Genomic DNA, 17,297 nt, shown 5'->3' with positions numbered 1-17,297 from the left:
GACAAATGCGTGGCACACGGTCATAAATCAAACGAAAAAGTGGTCTACGTCGGAGATTCCCGCGTACGTAAAAGCGGTCCGATGGTTCCCCCCGATTATTCGGCTTACCCCGGCAAATCGGAAGTGTTCATACCGAACTTCCTGCTGAAGGAATGGATGGTAGGTTGCGTAGCGCTTGTAGGCGTGCTGGTGCTCGTTATGCAGGAGGCTGCTCCGCTCGGTTATCCGGCAGATCCGACCAACACCACTTTCATTCCGATGCCGGACTGGTACTTCTTGTTCTTGTATCAATTTCTGAAATATCCGTACGTTTCGGGCGACACGTTGAAAATCTTTATCGGATCGATCATCATTCCCGGCATTATGTTCGGCGGATTGTTGCTCGCCCCTTTTCTCGACACGGGAAAAGAAAGACGGTTCTATAAGCGTCCGCTCGCGTCCGCCTTTATGTTCGTTACGCTGATCGCTTGCATTCACTTGACAGTCGTATCTTGGATGCACTATCAAAAGGAACTTACGGACAAAAACATCATTCCGGAGCATATCAAGCGCGAGCACGAGATGGAAGAAGCGAAAAAGGCCGGCGGTGGCGGCGGATCTTCGTCCAAACCGGCGGCAGCCGCTCAAATCGTGGCACAGGACGACAAGGGCTATGAAATTTACCAAAAGGCCACTTGCATCAACTGCCATGCGAAAGATTTGAAAGGCGTCAGCGGAATGCCGGCTCTTCGCGGAATCGGCGACAAGCATTCCAAGGATGAGATTATGACGATCATCAAAGAAGGAAAAGCTCCAGGCATGAGCAAGCAATACGACGACAATATCAAAAAAGGCTTGACAGCCGCCGATATCGACGTACTCGCCGACTGGCTCGCCAAACAAAAGAAACAATAGTGCAATGACGATAAGGCCTGACCGTATACGACGGTCAGGCCTTTCATTTAAAGGAGGAACGGGATTGCCGCTCTTGTACTGGTTGAATCGCGTTTTTTTGCAAAACCGGGCATTTCTGCTCGCCTTGTTTGCCGTAAATGTGCTTGGTACCGTATACGGTTACGTCTGGTATTGGCAGCAAATCGTCTATACGGTAGACCGTATGCCCGCTTGGCTTGTGCTGTTCGTGCCGGATAGTCCGACAGCGAGCCTATGGTTCACCGTATCGCTCGGGCTCATCTTATTCGCACCGAAGACGTTGCATTCGTTCGGAGCCGGTTTCATCGCCGCGCTGGGTGCGGTATCTTCGGTCAAATACGGGGTGTGGGCCGTTGCGATGAATGCGGCTGTCGCCTACCAAGGCGAACCGCTCGTATGGGAAGAATGGATGCTAATCGGCTCCCATCTCGGAATGGCGGTCGAGGCCCTCCTGTTTATCGGGTATTTCCGGGTGAGGGCCGCACATTTGCTATTTGCGCTGCTCCTGCTTTTCCTGAACGATTGGCTGGATTACCATGCGTACATATACCCGTGGCTGAGAGACATTTTACTCGACGATCTTGGCGCCATCGAGCTGTTTACGTGGACAATGACAGTAGTAAGCACGGCGATCGTTGCGCTTGTGATCCGCTGGTCTAAAATCGGACATCCCCCCATAAGATGAAGTCGAGGGGGGATGTCCGATGTTTGTTTTTGGGAAAAAACGGTGGAGGTCGGCATGCTGCGTGTTGCTCCTCGTCATGGCTATACTTGCGGGGTGCGGGCAAGGAGAACCGGCTGGAGCGAACGACAATACGGCTTCATCGGAGCAGTTGAAGCAGGTGGAGCAGCTGAATGCTGCGGCAGACGAGATGTACCGTTATGTGATGGATGGAAATATGGATAAAGCGCGGGACAAGCTTAATGAAGTCGGCGCCAAATTGACGGGAATCCGGTTCGAGGGCATTACCTCGGTAGAAGGGGTGAGCGCTTTGTCGGAATCGATCGTTCAGGCGAAGCGGGTATTCCAATCGGTTCAATATTCGCAGGAGGCCGGACAAGCCGCCGCGGCCAAAATCCGCTTGGCCACCGATGCGCTAACGCACGCCAATCAGCCGATGTGGCTGCAATATTATAAAGGGATGAAGGAATCGGCTTATCAGCTGGAGCAAGCGGTCCAGAGGAGGAACCAGCGGGATGCGGTTGCCGGGCTCGAGCAGCTGCAATTGCGCTATAGCACGATCCGGCCATCGATTTTGATCAGCCGTCCTTCCGCTCAAGCGGAGAAGCTCGATTCGTTATTCGCGTTTTTACGCAATCAGTTGTCGCAGCCTGAAGCCGATCTCAAGCAAATCGGCGGCGGACTGGCGCATTTGCAGCAATCGTTGGACGAGCTGTTCGACCGGCGGGACAAAGCGGCTTATGTGCCGATGGTCGAACGACCGGTTCCGATTAGGTGGATTTTTACGTTCGGCTCGATCATTGTAGCGGTGCTGGCGTTTGCGGCTTGGCGTATATTTGATTTCGAGCGCAATTCGTTCGGGGGCGGCAATCGGCGCGGCGGGTGGTGATCCTTCTTGCACGCCGGTGAAAATAGGAATAAGTCCATTAAGGGAGGAAGCCGGATGGGGCAAGGAGCAGGAAGCATGCGCTGCGCTTCCGTTAAAGTTGCGTTGCTTGATTGTGATATAGTGGTTACAACGCAACTTTAAAGTCAGACGCTCCGCTCTTCGCCGCATGCCTCCAGCTCCTTTTGGCGATTCAAGCCTCCCTTCTGACTTATTCATATTTCTTTTTGACAGGCATGAAGGGTTAATCACCCTCCGTGCCTGTTTTTTTGGGTAATAGGTATGTAATCGTTCAACGGCCTTTGAAGCCCTCGCCCAGAACGTCATGCACGTCGGAAATGATGATGAAAGCGTGGGGATCGATTTCCTTCACGATCGATTTCAGCTTCCGCGTTTCTTGGCGGGCGACGACGCTGTATACGACAATTTTGTCGGTATTGGAATAAGCGCCCTTGGCGGCAAAGAGAGTAACGCCACGGTCCATTTCGCGAGTAATCGTCTGGGCCAGCTGTTCGCCCTTGTCGGACATGATCGTAAACGCTTTGGCGGAATAGGCGCCTTCCGTTATGAAATCGATCATCCGGGAAGCGACGAAGACGGCAACGAGCGTATACAGTACTTTTTCTTTCGGAATGTAGAGCAGGGATGTTCCGATCACGAGCACGTCGACGGCCAATATGACTTGACCGATGCTCCAGCCGTTCGTCTTGGACAACAAGCTCGCGATGATGTCGGTACCGCCGGTCGTGCCTCCGAAACGGAATACGATGCCGAGTCCGATGCCGATCGTAACGCCCGCATACAGAGTAGCAAGAAAAAAATCCGTTTGCGAATGAAACGGAACGATCCAAGAGCGTGCGATCGCGATTTCCATCAGCCGCAAAAAAAGAGAGAGCGCTACTGCACCGAGAACCGTATTGATCATTGCGGATTTGCCGATTTTCTTCCAGCCCAGAATGAACAGCGGGATGTTGAGCACCAGCGTCGTCAACGACACCGGGAACCCCAACGCATATTTCAGAAGCAATGAAATACCGGTTACTCCACCCTCCATAAGTTCATTCGGGATGACGAAATAATGGAGGCCGAAAGCGTATATGGCTGTTCCGAAAGCGATAGGCAGCCAAGATCGGAGCGTCCCGAGCATCCGTTTTTCCATGATGGTTCCTCCCGGCTATACCGATTGTAAGATCGCATCCGATAGTATGCCCCGAATAGGACCCCGGGATTGCCGGCGCGGAACGAAAAAAGATTTGTTTTCATCCTCCCTTTTGCGTTAACATGTAGAATAGAACCGACAACCGAAAGTGATGGGAGGGGAGCGAGAATGCCGGATAAAACGCTAACGGACATACAACGCGAAGTCGATGCATACATTTCACAATTCAAAGAAGGCTATTTCAGCCCGCTTGCCATGCTGGCCCGGATGTCCGAGGAAGTCGGGGAACTGGCCCGCGAAGTGAATCACCAGTACGGACCGAAGCCGAAAAAACCGGATGAAGCCGACAATTCGATCGAGCTGGAGCTCGGCGATATTTTATTTATAACCGTCTGCTTTGCCAATTCGCTGGGCATCGATTTGACGAAGGCGCATGACGCCGTCATGCATAAATTTCAAACCCGCGACGCCGAACGCTGGACGAAAAAGGACACCATCGAACAATAGCCGTCATATGCTGTACCAATCGGAACGCGAGGCGAATGCCCCCGCGTTGCTCGTATGCAAGGGAGCGAAGTCCGGATGGACTTGATTTCCCGGCAGAGGAGGTACGAGATGGACGGCGAATTCGAAATTAAAAAAGCTTACGCTTCTATATTGGAATCCGACTTCGAACGCGCGATCGACTGGTTCGAACGGGCGGTTCGGCTGGACCCGGACAACGCGGCCTACCACTACAAGCTGTCTGTAACGTATGCCCGAAGCAATAAACTCGCCAGAGCGATCGAGCATGCCCGATCGGCCATGAAGCTGGAACCGGGAAACGACGCCTACAAATTTCATGCCGACGCGTTGGAAGCGAAGCAGCTGCTGCAGGACGCCGAGAAGCAAATTAACGGAAAAACGGAACCGCATCTCGCGGTGGAAATGCTGAAGAAGGCGATCTTGCTCGATCCGCTGCTTATCGAGGCGTTTTTGCTGCTAGCGGTAGCATATGGGGAGCTAGACGAATTCGGATTTGCCCTGCAGTCGGCCAAAAATGCCGTCAAGCTGGACCCTCAGCATGCCGAGGCGAACCGGCTGGTCGAGGAATTCAAGTATAAATTGAAGCGTTATTTACGCTCCTAGCAGCCTCATTTCCATTCTTTTACTATCGATTAAAGGAGATCTGACATGGACGCAAAAATTCATGTAGCCGTAGCCGGAGCAAGCGGAAGAATGGGGCAGGAAGTAGTTAAAATGGTATTGGCGGATTCGGAGCTGCGCCTTGTGGCTGCCACCAGCCGTTCGCAAGACGGAATAGACGCGGGAACGCTCGTGGGGAAAGAACCTTGCGGCGTGCTGGTACGCAACGACTTGGATGCGGCTCTAGCATCGGCCGACGCTCACGTACTGGTCGATTTTACGACGCCGCACACCGTGATGGCCAACAGCCGGATCGCGATTCGCCACCGGGTACGTCCCGTAATCGGGACAACCGGTTTTACCCCCGACGATATCGGGGAATTGGACAAGCTATGCAAAGAGAACGGCATAGGGGGCATTATCGCTCCGAACTTTTCTATCGGCGCCATTCTTATGATGAAATTCGCCGCTCAAGCGGCCAAATATATGCCTCACGTCGAGATCGTGGAATATCACGGCGACCAGAAGCTGGACGCACCATCCGGAACCTCGATCAAGACCGCCGAGCTGATCGCGCAAAACCGCCAGGAGCTCCGACAAGGCAATCCGAACGAGCAGGAAACGATCGAAGGAGCCAGAGGCGGCTATTACAACGGGTTTCGCATACATAGCGTTCGTCTGCCGGGTATTTTCGCCCAGCAGGAAGTGCTCTTCGGAGGCTTCGGACAAACGCTTAAAATACGTCACGATTCGTACGAACGGGCCGGGTACATGCCGGGGGTGAAAATTGCCGTCCAGAAAGTGCTTGAAATAAGCGGCATCGTATACGGCTTCGAGCATTTTATCGACTGAGCATACAAAGACAAAGACATCAGCGCATAGTGGAGGGGTACCGGATGAATATCGCTTTGATCGCGCACGACCGGAAAAAAGAAGAGATGGTCAATTTCGTAATCGCTTATGAGGAAGTATTCAGCCATTATAAGCTTTATGCAACGGGAACGACCGGCACGAAAATCATGGAAGCGACCAAGCTGCAGGTACACCGGTTCATGTCGGGACCGCTCGGCGGAGACCAGCAGATCGGCGCGATGGTCGCGCAAAATGAAATGGATCTGGTCATTTTCCTGCGGGATCCATTGATGGCGCAGCCCCATGAACCCGACATTATCGCGCTATTGCGCTTATGCGACGTTCAAGGGATACCGGTCGCCACCAATATAGCGTCGGCCGAGCTGCTGGTCCGTTCATTGGACCGGGGGGAATTCGGCTGGCGCGAGCTGAAAGACAAATATAAGCCGGGTGTGATGTGAGCATGTCCGAACAATTGGACTTATTAATATTCGGGGCGCATCCCGACGATGCGGAGATCGGAATGGGCGGAACGATCGCCAAGCATACTCGCGCTGGATATCGGGTCGGCATATGCGATTTGACCCGTGCGGAAATGTCGTCAAACGGAAATGTCGATACAAGACGCGAAGAGGCGGAGGAGGCGGCCCGCGTGCTGGGACTCACCGCAAGGTCCAACCTGGGGCTGCCGGACCGGGGGCTGTATATGTCCAAGGAGCATGTGGATGCGATTACGCTAGAGATCCGCAGGTTCAAGCCGAGAATCGTATTCGCTCCTTATTGGCAGGACAGGCATCCGGATCATGTGGCATGCAGCCAGCTCGTGCAGGAAGCGGTATTCAACGCCAAGCTTCGCCGCTACATGCCGGAATCGGAGCCGGTACAGGTCGAGCAATTGTATTTTTATTTTATTAACGATTTATATGAATCCGACGTCCTAGTGAACGTGACGGACTCGTATGCGTCCAAAACCGCCGCGTTGCGGGCTTACGCTACCCAATTCGATCCTGCCGCCAGCGGAACCGGCTATGTCGCCACTCCGCTCAATCAAGGTTATTTGGAGCGCGTGGAAGCGCGCGACCGTCTGCTCGGACAAAAGCGGATGGTGCCCTATGCGGAGGGCTTCGTTTCCAAGCTGCCGATGATTGTCGACCTATTTTGACACCGGCGCGAATATACTATACGGATAAAGCCAACGTACGGGGGAGGAGAACGTCGAATGAACAGCGACCGTCTGAAAATCGGAATCACGTGTTACCCTTCGCTGGGCGGCTCCGGCGTTGTGGCCACGGAACTGGGGAAATTGCTGGCCGAAAAAGGGCATGAAGTACATTTCATTACGCATAGCGTTCCGTTCCGTTTAGGGAAATTCCACAAAAACATTTTTTATCACGAAGTCGAAGTGAACGACTACTACGTGTTCAAATATCCGCCTTACGACTTGTCGCTTGCAAGCAAAATGGCTCAGGTCGCGAAGATGGAGAAGCTTGACTTGCTGCACGTCCATTACGCGGTGCCCCATGCGGTATGCGCTTTTTTGGCGAAGGAGATGACCGGCTGCGATCTGAAGGTCATTACGACGCTGCACGGCACCGATATTACGGTGCTCGGACACGATGAGTCGCTCAGCGATCTCATTCGTCTCGCTATTGAACGAAGCGATGCGGTTACGGCGGTTTCGCAAGATTTGATCCGAGAAACGCGCGAGCTGCTCGATATTAATAAACAAATCGACTTGACCTACAACTTCGTGGATAAACGGGTGTATTATCCGCGGGACGTAGGGATGCTGCGCAGAGACTATGCAAGACCCGACGAAAAGCTGATTCTGCATATTTCCAACTTCCGCCCGGTCAAGCGGATCGGCGATGTCGTGGACATTTTCGCCAAAGTAAACGAGGAAGTACCGTCCAAACTGCTGTTTGTCGGCGAAGGACCCGAGCTGTCCAAGACGATTTGCAAGGTCAAGGAAATGGGATTGACGGACCGGGTCATCTTTGCCGGCAAGCAGGACGACGTCGCTCAGGTCATCTCGCTTGCCGACGTGATGCTGCTGCCTTCGGAGAAGGAGAGCTTCGGGCTGGTCGCGCTGGAGGCGATGGCTTGCGGGGTACCTACCGTCGGTTCGACCGCGGGAGGAATTCCCGAGCTGATTACCCATGGGACGACAGGCTACTTGGCGCAGATTGGCGATACGCGGCAGATGGCGGACTATGTAATTCGTCTGCTGTGCAATCCGGAATTGTATGAAGCGATGTCCGCGGCCTGTCTGGAGCGGGCGAGAAAGACGTTTTGCAACGATTTGATTACCGCGCAATACGAGCAAATTTATTATCGAGTACTGGGCCGGTCGGTTCCGGAAATCGATGTGAGCGAAATGTGCAAGGCTTGATGCCAATATGACGATACGGGGTAGTGCGGATATGTCGGAAGCGATGGAACGGGAAGGAAAGGAAGTGCTGCGACGTCTCGGTCTCGCCGGCTACGAGGCGTACTTCGTCGGCGGCTGCGTACGCGATTCGCTTCTGGGCCGACTGTTGAAAGATATCGATATCGCGACTTCGGCGCTGCCGGACGAGGTCATGCGTCTGTTCGAGCGGACGGCTCCGACCGGGCTTGCTCACGGGACGGTCACCGTCATTATGGAACGGTATACGTTCGAAGTGACGACGTTTCGGAAAGAGTCCGAATACGAGCAGTTTCGCAGACCGAAGGAAGTCGAGTTCATATCCGATTTGAACGAAGATTTAAGGCGCCGCGATTTTACGATTAACGCCATGGCGCTCGATGCCGACGGAGGTTATATCGATCCGTTCGGCGGCGCGTCCGACTTGGCTGCTGGACGGATACGCTGCGTAGGCGATCCGCTGGAACGGTTTCACGAGGATGCGCTGCGCATGCTGCGCGGCATCCGATTTGCTTGCGAATACGGGTTCGGGCTGGAAGCGGACACCTGGAGCGCGCTCGTGCGGCACGCTCCGCTTCTCGTTCATGTGGCCATGGAGCGCGTCAGCGCCGAATTGGACAAAATGATCGAAGGGCGCGCGCCGGACCGTGCCATCCGCTTGTTGATAGACAGCCGGCTGCCGCGGCACTTCAAGCAGCCGATCGAATGGCCGCTTTCGCGTTGGGAGGATTGTCCGGAATCGTTCCGGCAGGACAAGCTGAAGGCCATCGGCGGATCGGAGCTCCGCTGGGCGGCCTTGTTCGTCCTGATGGAATCGGACCCGGCCAGTGCCAAGGTTGCGATGAAGGGGCTTAAATTTTCGGGCAAAAAAACGGATACGATCGGCCGGCTGCTGCAAACGAACGACTGGATCAAGGAGCGGACACTGCGAGTCGCAAGCCGTGAAAAGTCGGCAGCCGTCAACGCGGATGAGGCGTTCGCAATGATCGCCGATTGCTGCGTGATGGTCGGCAAACCGGTCGTGCGCGATTGGTTTGCGTTAGCCGCCTGGCAGTCAGGGGCTCTCGGCGACAATCGTTTCCGTCCGTTTGTCGAGCGGGGGAGCGAGTGGCTGGAACGCGTACCGGTCGACCGGGTGAACGATCTCGCCATAAGCGGCTCCGAGGTTGCGGCGGAACTCGACGAAAAGCCCGGACCTTGGTTAGGCCGGCTGCTGAACGAGCTTCTCGCTCTGGCAGCGCGGCGCAAGGTGCCGAATGAGCGCGAAGCGCTGCTTCGGCAGGCGAAAATACTAGTAAAGCAGGAATGCAATTGATGGAACAACAAATACTGGCCTTTTTTGAAAGCAATCCGGACAAGTACGTCTCGGGCGAGCAGTTGAGCGATAGGCTCGGCTGCAGCCGTACCGCCGTATGGAAACATATTAGCAGCCTGAGGGATCAAGGCTATTCGTTCGATGCGATTCCGCGCAAAGGATACCGACTTACAGGAATACCGGACCGGTTGAGCGCCGCCGATTTGCTTGCCGGCTTGTCGACGAAATCGATGGGAAAGACGTTAAAGCTGTTCGATTCCCTGGATTCGACCCAATCGGTAGCGCACAAGCTGGCGGAGCAAGGAGTCGGGGAAGGTACGCTCGTGCTTGCCGAGCAGCAGACGGCCGGTCGGGGACGGATGGGCAGAAGCTGGCATTCGCCCAAAGGAAAGGGCGTCTGGATGAGCTTGGTGCTGAGGCCGCAAATTCCGGTTCATTTCACTCCCCAGCTTACGCTGCTCGTCGCCGTGGCTTTATGCCGGACGATCCGCAAAATCGAGCCGCTCCCGGTAGCGATCAAATGGCCGAACGATTTGCTGATCGAAGGCAAGAAAATAAGCGGCATCTTGCTGGAATCGAGCGCAGAGGACGAGAGGCTGAAATATGTCATAGCGGGCGTCGGGATCAGCGTCAATTTGCGCGAAGAGGATTACCCGGACGAGCTCCGGGAAATCGGGACATCTCTGCGTATCGCATCGGGCAAAGAATGGAGCCGGACGGAGCTGATCCAGTCGTTTCTCGAGCAATTCGAGACGCTGTACGAGCTGTATCACGCCGAAGGGTTCGAACCGATCCGGGTCGCTTGGGAAGCTCTCGCCGTCTCGCTTGGCAAACCGATCCGCGCGCGCACCCCGAAAGGGAACGTGGAAGGGGTGGCGGAGTCGATCGACGAGATGGGCGCCCTTCTTGTCCGTCTGTCCGACGGGAACGTGACCAAGCTTTATTCTGCGGAAATTTGACAAAAATAGATGTAGATTTTGTGAACAGTCTGGTATAATGAACGTTAAGAGGCGGTATCCTAGCTGGAACTGCACTCGGATCTATCCGGTTTCGCAATGACGCGTTTCATGCAAGTCCAGTAATTCTGCTCTGAGCCTAAAGGGACCGAGACGGAAAACTGATCTGACGATTCGTTTCCTGTTGCAACCTACGCCTTTTAGCGACTCGGCTAAAAGGCTTTTGTGCGTTTCCAGACCGGTTCGGAGCCATTCTCCAGAAAGCGGGTGTTACCAAGATGGAACCGAAAAGCATGAGCACGATCCGAATGAAAAAAATGAAAGCCGATGGCGTTCCGATTTCGGTAATTACGGCTTACGATTACCCTTCCGCCAAGCTGGCTGAAGAAGCGGGCGTCGACGTGATATTGGTCGGAGATTCGCTCGGCAATGTCGTGCAAGGACAGCAGTCGACTTTGCCGGTTACGCTCGACGAAATGATTTATCATACGAAGATGGTAACGCGTGCCGTCACGGCACCGTTTGTGGTCGGAGACATGCCGTTCATGACGTATCACGGCTCCTTGGACCAGACGCTTCGCAACATAGGACGCCTCATGCGCGAAGGATTGTGCAAGGCGGTCAAGATGGAGGGCGGAGCGGAAATCGCCCATACCGTTGAAGCAAGCGTTCAGGCGGGGGTTCCGGTTATGGGACATATCGGACTGACTCCCCAATCGGTATATCAGATCGGCGGGTATCGGGTGCAGGGGAAAACGAACGAGCAGGCGCGAAAATTGCTGGATGATGCGAAAGCGCTGGAGCAAGCCGGGGCGTTCGCAATCGTGCTGGAACTTACGACCGACGAGCTGTCCGAGCAAATTACGAAACAGCTGTCGATTCCGACGATCGGAATCGGCGCCGGGCCGCATTGCGACGGCCAAGTGCTCGTATTCCACGATTTGCTGCAATACGCTTCGCCCGTTTTTCCCAAAAAGTTCGTTAAAGCTTATGCCAACATTGGGGACGCTATCCGTACCGGTATCGCCGCTTACGTGAAAGATGTGAAAACACGGAGCTTTCCGACGCAGGAGCATGCCTTCCATGCCGACTTGGACATGTCGGGACCTTTATACGGAGGCAAATCCGAAGGCCAATAATCGGCGTAGACGAAGAGGAGAAACAGACAAATGGAGTCCATAGCGACCATTAACGAATTGCGCGCGAAGCTGAGGGCCGCTCGCCGCGAGATCGAAAAAACGAAGCTGGAGTCTACAGTCGGCTTCATGCCCACCCTCGGTTATATGCATGAAGGTCATATGAGCTTGATCCGGCAGGCGCGGCGGGAGTGCGACATCGTCGTCGTCAGCATTTTCGTCAATCCGCTCCAATTCGGACAAAACGAAGATTTCGACAAATATCCGCGGAACACGGAGCGCGATTTGCAATTGGCCGCCGAGGCGGGTGCGGATTTCGTGTTCGTCCCGAGCGTAAAGGAAATGTATCCGACCCCCATCAAGACGTCGGTCGTGGTCAAGCAGATTACGGACGTATTGTGCGGAGCTTCCCGTCCCGGTCATTTCGAGGGCGTCGCCACCGTCGTATCGAAGCTGTTCCAAATCGTACAGCCCGATAGAGCATACTTCGGCATGAAGGACGCCCAGCAAGTCGCCGTCATCGAGCAATTTACGACCGATTTGAATATGCCGGTCCATATCGTACGCTGTGAGACGCTCCGCGAGCCGGACGGGCTCGCCATGAGCTCGCGCAACGTATATTTGAATGAGGAAGAGCGGAAGCAGGCGCTCGTGCTATCCGAGTCGCTCGGAAAAGTCGCAGGCTGGGTCGCGGAGCAGGGAATGACGATGGAGCGGCTCGAGCGGAATATTCGCGTCACGATCGAAGCCGCGTCGCTTGCCCGGATCGATTACGTCGAGATTCGCACATACCCGGGTCTTGATGCCGTAACCTCGATGGACCAATGGAACGGATCGGAACCGATCTTGGTCGCGCTGGCCGTCAAGTTCGGCTCCACCCGTCTGATCGACAACCGCATCTTTTTTTCTTGAAGGAGGGAACCGACATGTTTTTGACGATGATGAAATCGAAAATACATCGCGCCACCGTGACGGAGGCGAACCTGAATTATGTAGGCAGCATTACGATCGACGAAGATTTAATGGATTTGGTTGAACTTTTACCTAATGAAAAAGTCCAGGTTGTAGATAATAACAATGGAGCCCGCCTCGAAACGTACGTCATACCCGGTCCACGAGGCTCGGGAGTCATCTGTTTGAACGGTGCGGCGGCCCGCCTCGTTCATCCCGGAGATACCGTCATTATTATTTCGTACGCGATGATGACGCGCGAGGAAGCACAATCGCACAGGCCGCGAATCGCCATTATGGGGGCCGACAATAAAGTGATCGATACGCTGAACGTCGAGACCCACTCCACGGTCATGTAAGGCACCGCGATTTCTCAGCTAAGGTGGGATCAGGTCATGTTGAAACAGTTGTTCGCCACGATGAACGACACGTTGGATGAAGTGATACAGCAATATCCGACAGCCGACGACAAGGGCAAGCAGGATCTGCACAACAAGCTGGAAGTTTTAAAATCGATGAGCGACACGTTTATCGAGCAGTGGCTTCATTTTGAAGAAAAATTGTCGGGCGTTCTGCAAACCGTCTCGGGCAACGGCTCGAACGATATCCCGGCCCCTATGCCCGAGCAGCCGCCGGAGATGAATGCCGCATCGGAATCGTTCAGAAAAGGTCAAGGCTATTTTCAACTGCTCATGTTCGACAATGCAAATCGCGAATTCGAGAAAGTGGTCGAGCTGCAGCCCGATTATTTGCTCGCCCGGCTATATTTGGCAATGGGGCATATGCGCTTGGGCAACGATGTCGAAGCGTACCGCCACTTCCGATTTATCATTTCCTTGTCGGAGCATGCGCAGATGAAAGCCATCTCGTACAACGCCATGGGCTGCATCCAGGCGAAAAACGCGAACATGGAACAGGCCCAGAAGCTGTTCAAGCTAGCCTATTCGGCCGATCCTTCCTGTGTCGAACCGATGATCAATATGGGCATCTGCATATCCCAAAATGTGGGGACGAAGCTATCCGGACCCGGATTTATTCATTGATCCTTGCATGATTCAATCGCACGGGGCTGTCCCGCGAGCATGTCCGATGCTTGCAGGACAGCCTTTCTTTGCTTGTACGGAATCAGGTATAATTAGGATGCAAACAAACATTCGGAAATCTTTCCTTCCCTTTTGGCTTCCGAATTTGTTATGCTAAAGAGTGAATCTCGAAGAAGGGATTGAACAAAAGCCGGATGAGATATGCGGTAATCGATTTGGAAACGACGGGAGACCAACCTTCGGATGATATCATACAGGTTGGTCTTGTTATTATAGAGGATGGTGCGATAAGCCGGCGATACGCTTCGATGGTGAAGCCGAACAAGCCGATCCCGGAATTTATCGTACAATTGACGGGGATAACGGACGAGATGGTGGCGGATGCGCCGGAAATCGAGGACGTGCTGTCCGAGATGCTGCCTCTGTTGGCCGATAGCGCATTGGTCGCGCACAATGCCGGGTTCGACCATATGTTTTTGCGATATGCTTGCGAGAAAAGCGGATACTTGCCGTTCGACGGTCGCGTACTCGACACGATACCGGTGCTCCGGATGTTATTTCCCGCCTTGACGAGCTTGCAGCTGTCCATGGTCAGCGCCGCTTTCGATCTGGATCACGATCGCCCGCATCAAGCGGACAGCGATGCCGAGGTGACTGCGCTCATATGGCTGAAATGCTTGGAAAAATTCGATACGCTCCCGCTGCTGACCGTCCAAAAAATAGCCCAGCTGTTCGAAAATGATCCGGGCGACATGGGCTGGTTTTTGCAGGAAATGCGGCTGCGCAAAGAAATGAGCGTCAGCATCGACCCGGACGGGCACCGGTACTTCCGTCAATATGTATTGAATGTTGGCGATTGGGAGCACGAGAAGCCGGCGCGGGAAGAAGAAGAGGCGGCGGAAATCGGCAAAGCCGAGACGTTCGAACCGTTCTACGAGCGCATCAAGGACAACTTGAGAACCAAATTCGAACGGTTCGAGGAACGCGAAGCGCAGGAACAAATGATTATCGAGGTGGAGAAGTCGTTCGACGCGAACCGGCACCTGATGGTGGAAGCCGGTACCGGAACGGGCAAATCGCTCGGTTACTTGATTCCTTCGCTGTATTACGGCATCAAGGAAAACAAGAAGGTCGTCGTCAGCACGCACACGATCAACTTGCAGGAGCAGCTGCGCGGACGGGACATTCCGCTTCTGCACGATATTTTTCCGGTACCGTTCCGGGCGGCGGTGCTGAAGGGCAGAAGCCACTATTTGTGCTTGCGCAAATTCGAGCAGAAGCTGTATAATCGCGACTTTGCAAGCGAGAAGGACGACCGGGTAAGCGCGGCCCAAATGGTCGTATGGCTTAGCGAGACGAAGCACGGCGACGATGAGGAGCTGTTCTTCGCCAACCGTGGCGCCGAGTTTTGGCAGACGGTCGCCAGCGACACGGATTCCTGCCTCAACCGGATGTGTCCTTGGTTCAAAAAATGCTTCTATCACAGAGCCCGCCACGAAGCGAGCATCGCGGATGTCGTCATCACGAACCATTCCTTGCTATTTACCGACATTCAGGCGGAAAACCGGCTGCTGCCCGCGTACAAGCAGCTTGTTATCGATGAGGCCCATCATTTCGAGGAGGTCGCGGGCAAGCATCTGGGAATGGATCTGCACTACGGTTCGTTGCTCAATACGCTGCTCTGGCTGTACAAGGACGCGAGAAACGGACAGCTGCCGTCGCTCCAGTTCAGGCTGGAGCGCGGTTCGGAGGAACGGGCGACGGAATGGAATGCGGTAATCGAGTCCGTATACCCGCGGCTTGTCCGGATCAAGGAGGAATGGGATAAGCTGACCGAGTTGCTGTTCCTGCTCGTATCCGAACGCAACGACGCGGCCGGTAGCGAAACGGGCCAGTACGTAATGCGGCTGAAGCCCGAGCTGCTGCCGAAATCGTGGAGCTCGCTGCAGGTAATCGAGGAAAATATATATCTCGAGGCGACCGAAATCGCCAAGAAGCTCGAGAAGCTGGTCTCCGAGCTGAAGGAAGAAACCGATGAGTTCACGACAAGCAGCGTGCTGACGGATTTGTCCGGCTCCATCAAGCAATTGGTGCGCAACCGGGACGTGCTTCGTTTTTTTATGCGCATGCCGGATAACGATTACGTGTATTGGTTGGAAGCTTCGCCTTATTATAAGAGTAAATCGGTACAGGTGTTCGCCGTTCCGCTCGATGTGAGCCAATTGCTGAAGCAGCACTTCTTCGATACGAAGGACAGCGTCGTGCTCACCTCCGCCACGTTGACGGTCAACAAATCGTTCCAGTACAGCGCATCCTTGCTGGGCCTGCAGCCGCTTTCCGACGAGGAGAAGGTGAAGACGGTACAGCTGCCTTCGCCGTTCCAATACCGTCAGCAGGCGCTCGTATTGATTCCGCGGGATTTCCCGAGCGTAAAAGGGGCAACGGCGGACGCCGCTTTTCTGGAGGCGCTTGTCGGTTCATTGGCCGATGTAGCTATCGAGACGAAGGGGAGAATGCTCGTCCTGTTCACGTCTCACCGGATGCTAAAGCAAATCCATCCGGAGCTGAAGGATCGGCTGAAGCCGCATGCCATCCAAGTGCTCGGACAAGGCGTAGACAGCGGCAACCGGAGCAAGCTGATCCGCATGTTCCGCTCGCAAGCGGCAAGCGTGCTGCTCGGCACGAGCAGCTTCTGGGAAGGGGTTGACATCCCGGGCGAGGCATTGACCTGTCTAGCGATCGTCAGGCTGCCTTTCCAGCCGCCGAATCATCCGCTTGTGGAAGCGAAGAGCGAGCAGGTCAAGAAAAACAATCAAAACCCGTTCACTGCCTTGTCGGTCCCGCAAGCGGTGATCCGATTCAAGCAAGGCTTCGGGCGTCTTGTCCGGACCGCCCAGGACCGCGGCGTCGTGATCATTTACGATACGCGCGTGCTGGAGACGTCTTACGGACGCAATTTCTTATACTCTTTGCCCGGACCGAAAATCGAGCATATGAGTACGCAGCATCTGGTATCGAGAATATCCGGTTGGATGGGAGGGGAGAACGAATGAAGACGCCCAAAATATCGGAGGCGGTCGTTCGTCGGCTGCCGGTGTACCTCCGATTTTTGAACGAGCTCAGCAGGCGAAGCGTGCAAATGGTCTCCTCACAGGATTTGGGGCAAAAGCTGGACTTGAATCCGGCGCAAATCCGCAAAGATTTGGCTTATTTCGGCGAGTTCGGCAAAAAAGGGATCGGCTATGACGTAGCCTATTTGATCGAGAAAATAAGGCAAATTTTAAAGCTGGACCAGACGATACCCGTCGCTCTGGTAGGGGCGGGCAATCTGGGCCGGGCGCTGTGCAATTACAACGCCTACTTGAAGGACAACATGAAGATCGTAGCCGTGTTCGACAGCTCTCCGGACAAAATCGGGATTCAGATGAACAATTTGACCGTGCTGCCTATGACCGCGCTCGGCGAATCGATCAAGGAGCATAAAGTACGCATCGGCATCATTACCGTGCCGGCCTTCGAAGCGCAGCTCGTCGCGAATCAATTCGTCGAAGCGGGCGTCGAGGCGATCCTCAACTTCGCCCCGGTTATTATCAAAGTTCCGACCGAAATTCGCGTGCATCACGCCGACTTTACTACGGAACTGATGAGCTTGGCTTATTATTTGGATCATTGATGAAAAAAATAAAGGCGGTCTGCTCTGCGGCAGACCGCTTTGTTTTCGTTTAGTCCAATAGAGAGGGTTAGGATGCAAAAGGGGGTGGGAAGAGGTGCGGAAGAGCGAAGCGGCTGAGTGTAAAATCGAGCTGTAACCTCCATATTCCAATAAAAGACAACTTGATTATTACGGAAGTGGAGTGCATTCCCCCACCCCTT

18 protein-coding genes are annotated in these 17,297 nt (G+C 54.3%); 17 read left to right on the top strand and 1 reads right to left on the bottom strand.

Going from position 1 to position 17,297, the window contains the following annotated elements; genetic code table 11:
• Nucleotides 1-9 precede the first annotated feature (9 nt).
• The 3 genes from FE784_RS25015 (at nucleotide 10) to FE784_RS25005 (ending at nucleotide 2,483) form a co-directional block, all read left to right on the top strand.
• Nucleotides 10-894 carry a menaquinol-cytochrome c reductase cytochrome b/c subunit gene (locus FE784_RS25015; RefSeq protein WP_139604991.1) on the top strand — a complete coding sequence of 295 codons (885 nt, stop codon included), beginning with the start codon at nucleotides 10-12 and terminating at the stop codon, nucleotides 892-894.
• 64 nt (nucleotides 895-958) lie between these two features.
• The gene (locus FE784_RS25010) at nucleotides 959-1,597 is read left to right on the top strand and encodes a DUF1405 domain-containing protein (RefSeq protein ID WP_246132164.1); all 639 of its coding nucleotides are present in this window, start codon (nucleotides 959-961) and stop codon (nucleotides 1,595-1,597) included.
• A gap of 19 nt (nucleotides 1,598-1,616) precedes the next feature.
• The gene (locus FE784_RS25005) at nucleotides 1,617-2,483 is read left to right on the top strand and encodes a sporulation protein YpjB (RefSeq protein WP_139604989.1); all 867 of its coding nucleotides are present in this window, start codon (nucleotides 1,617-1,619) and stop codon (nucleotides 2,481-2,483) included.
• Between the two features lie 289 nt (nucleotides 2,484-2,772).
• Here FE784_RS25005 and FE784_RS25000 read toward each other — a convergent pair whose 3' ends face one another.
• Nucleotides 2,773-3,639 (bottom strand): YitT family protein, encoded by an 867-nt coding sequence (locus FE784_RS25000; RefSeq protein ID WP_139604988.1) that lies wholly within the window; start codon nucleotides 3,637-3,639, stop codon nucleotides 2,773-2,775.
• A 168-nt stretch (nucleotides 3,640-3,807) separates the two neighbouring features.
• On the opposite strand from FE784_RS25000, the gene FE784_RS24995 reads away from it, so the two are divergent.
• The 14 genes from FE784_RS24995 (at nucleotide 3,808) to FE784_RS24930 (ending at nucleotide 17,097) form a co-directional block, all read left to right on the top strand.
• On the top strand, nucleotides 3,808-4,146 hold the full coding sequence (locus FE784_RS24995; protein ID WP_139604987.1) for a nucleotide pyrophosphohydrolase: 339 nt from the start codon (nucleotides 3,808-3,810) through the stop codon (nucleotides 4,144-4,146).
• Nucleotides 4,147-4,221: 75 nt separating this feature from the next.
• Complete coding sequence (locus FE784_RS24990; protein ID WP_246132163.1) at nucleotides 4,222-4,767, top strand: tetratricopeptide repeat protein; 546 nt, start codon at nucleotides 4,222-4,224, stop codon at nucleotides 4,765-4,767.
• Nucleotides 4,768-4,812: 45 nt separating this feature from the next.
• Nucleotides 4,813-5,616 (top strand): 4-hydroxy-tetrahydrodipicolinate reductase, encoded by an 804-nt coding sequence (dapB, locus tag FE784_RS24985; RefSeq protein WP_139604986.1) that lies wholly within the window; start codon nucleotides 4,813-4,815, stop codon nucleotides 5,614-5,616.
• A 44-nt stretch (nucleotides 5,617-5,660) separates the two neighbouring features.
• A complete protein-coding gene (gene mgsA / locus FE784_RS24980; RefSeq protein WP_139604985.1) occupies nucleotides 5,661-6,077 on the top strand; it encodes a methylglyoxal synthase in 417 nt (138 codons plus the stop codon).
• Between the two features lie 2 nt (nucleotides 6,078-6,079).
• The gene (gene bshB1 / locus FE784_RS24975; RefSeq protein WP_139604984.1) at nucleotides 6,080-6,778 is read left to right on the top strand and encodes a bacillithiol biosynthesis deacetylase BshB1; all 699 of its coding nucleotides are present in this window, start codon (nucleotides 6,080-6,082) and stop codon (nucleotides 6,776-6,778) included.
• Between the two features lie 57 nt (nucleotides 6,779-6,835).
• Nucleotides 6,836-8,008: an N-acetyl-alpha-D-glucosaminyl L-malate synthase BshA gene (gene bshA / locus FE784_RS24970; protein WP_139604983.1), complete on the top strand. Its 1,173-nt coding sequence runs from the start codon at nucleotides 6,836-6,838 to the stop codon at nucleotides 8,006-8,008.
• Between the two features lie 31 nt (nucleotides 8,009-8,039).
• A complete protein-coding gene (locus tag FE784_RS24965) occupies nucleotides 8,040-9,338 on the top strand; it encodes a CCA tRNA nucleotidyltransferase (protein ID WP_176706498.1) in 1,299 nt (432 codons plus the stop codon).
• Nucleotides 9,338-10,297 (top strand): biotin--[acetyl-CoA-carboxylase] ligase, encoded by a 960-nt coding sequence (locus FE784_RS24960; RefSeq protein WP_139604981.1) that lies wholly within the window; start codon nucleotides 9,338-9,340, stop codon nucleotides 10,295-10,297. The genes FE784_RS24965 and FE784_RS24960 overlap by 1 nt, the downstream gene beginning before the upstream one ends.
• A 275-nt stretch (nucleotides 10,298-10,572) precedes the next feature.
• Nucleotides 10,573-11,433, top strand: a complete 861-nt coding sequence (gene panB / locus FE784_RS24955) for a 3-methyl-2-oxobutanoate hydroxymethyltransferase (RefSeq protein ID WP_139604980.1) — start codon at nucleotides 10,573-10,575, stop codon at nucleotides 11,431-11,433.
• 30 nt (nucleotides 11,434-11,463) lie between these two features.
• Entirely contained in the window at nucleotides 11,464-12,342 is an 879-nt protein-coding gene (gene panC, locus FE784_RS24950) for a pantoate--beta-alanine ligase (RefSeq protein WP_139604979.1), read from the top strand.
• 14 nt (nucleotides 12,343-12,356) lie between these two features.
• Entirely contained in the window at nucleotides 12,357-12,740 is a 384-nt protein-coding gene (panD, locus tag FE784_RS24945) for an aspartate 1-decarboxylase (protein ID WP_139604978.1), read from the top strand.
• Between the two features lie 36 nt (nucleotides 12,741-12,776).
• Nucleotides 12,777-13,424, top strand: coding sequence for a tetratricopeptide repeat protein (locus FE784_RS24940; protein ID WP_139604977.1), 648 nt, complete (start codon nucleotides 12,777-12,779; stop codon nucleotides 13,422-13,424).
• Nucleotides 13,425-13,618: 194 nt separating this feature from the next.
• Nucleotides 13,619-16,477 (top strand): ATP-dependent DNA helicase DinG, encoded by a 2,859-nt coding sequence (gene dinG, locus FE784_RS24935; protein WP_139605007.1) that lies wholly within the window; start codon nucleotides 13,619-13,621, stop codon nucleotides 16,475-16,477.
• Nucleotides 16,474-17,097 carry a redox-sensing transcriptional repressor Rex gene (locus FE784_RS24930; RefSeq protein ID WP_139604976.1) on the top strand — a complete coding sequence of 208 codons (624 nt, stop codon included), beginning with the start codon at nucleotides 16,474-16,476 and terminating at the stop codon, nucleotides 17,095-17,097. Before dinG ends, FE784_RS24930 begins: the two co-directional genes overlap by 4 nt.
• Nucleotides 17,098-17,297: the final 200 nt, after the last annotated feature.

Origin of the sequence: Paenibacillus hemerocallicola, assembly GCF_006265175.1 — a bacterium.
Classification (GTDB): domain Bacteria; phylum Bacillota; class Bacilli; order Paenibacillales; family NBRC-103111; genus Paenibacillus_AB; species Paenibacillus_AB hemerocallicola.
Note: the sequence above shows the minus strand (reverse complement) of the source record. Positions and strands in the feature narration are given on the sequence as shown.

Excerpts from the sequence above, each read along its gene's own strand:
- FE784_RS25005 (WP_139604989.1), top strand. The coding sequence starts at position 1,617 with ATGTTTGTTTTTGGGAAAAAACGGTGGAGGTCGGCATGCTGCGTGTTG.
- FE784_RS25000 (WP_139604988.1), bottom strand. The coding sequence starts at position 3,639 with ATGGAAAAACGGATGCTCGGGACGCTCCGATCTTGGCTGCCTATCGCT.
- FE784_RS24995 (WP_139604987.1), top strand. The coding sequence starts at position 3,808 with ATGCCGGATAAAACGCTAACGGACATACAACGCGAAGTCGATGCATAC.
- FE784_RS24990 (WP_246132163.1), top strand. The coding sequence starts at position 4,222 with ATGGACTTGATTTCCCGGCAGAGGAGGTACGAGATGGACGGCGAATTC.
- dapB (WP_139604986.1), top strand. The coding sequence starts at position 4,813 with ATGGACGCAAAAATTCATGTAGCCGTAGCCGGAGCAAGCGGAAGAATG.
- mgsA (WP_139604985.1), top strand. The coding sequence starts at position 5,661 with ATGAATATCGCTTTGATCGCGCACGACCGGAAAAAAGAAGAGATGGTC.
- bshB1 (WP_139604984.1), top strand. The coding sequence starts at position 6,080 with ATGTCCGAACAATTGGACTTATTAATATTCGGGGCGCATCCCGACGAT.
- bshA (WP_139604983.1), top strand. The coding sequence starts at position 6,836 with ATGAACAGCGACCGTCTGAAAATCGGAATCACGTGTTACCCTTCGCTG.
- FE784_RS24965 (WP_176706498.1), top strand. The coding sequence starts at position 8,040 with ATGTCGGAAGCGATGGAACGGGAAGGAAAGGAAGTGCTGCGACGTCTC.
- FE784_RS24960 (WP_139604981.1), top strand. The coding sequence starts at position 9,338 with ATGGAACAACAAATACTGGCCTTTTTTGAAAGCAATCCGGACAAGTAC.
- panB (WP_139604980.1), top strand. The coding sequence starts at position 10,573 with ATGGAACCGAAAAGCATGAGCACGATCCGAATGAAAAAAATGAAAGCC.
- panC (WP_139604979.1), top strand. The coding sequence starts at position 11,464 with ATGGAGTCCATAGCGACCATTAACGAATTGCGCGCGAAGCTGAGGGCC.
- panD (WP_139604978.1), top strand. The coding sequence starts at position 12,357 with ATGTTTTTGACGATGATGAAATCGAAAATACATCGCGCCACCGTGACG.
- FE784_RS24940 (WP_139604977.1), top strand. The coding sequence starts at position 12,777 with ATGTTGAAACAGTTGTTCGCCACGATGAACGACACGTTGGATGAAGTG.
- dinG (WP_139605007.1), top strand. The coding sequence starts at position 13,619 with ATGAGATATGCGGTAATCGATTTGGAAACGACGGGAGACCAACCTTCG.
- FE784_RS24930 (WP_139604976.1), top strand. The coding sequence starts at position 16,474 with ATGAAGACGCCCAAAATATCGGAGGCGGTCGTTCGTCGGCTGCCGGTG.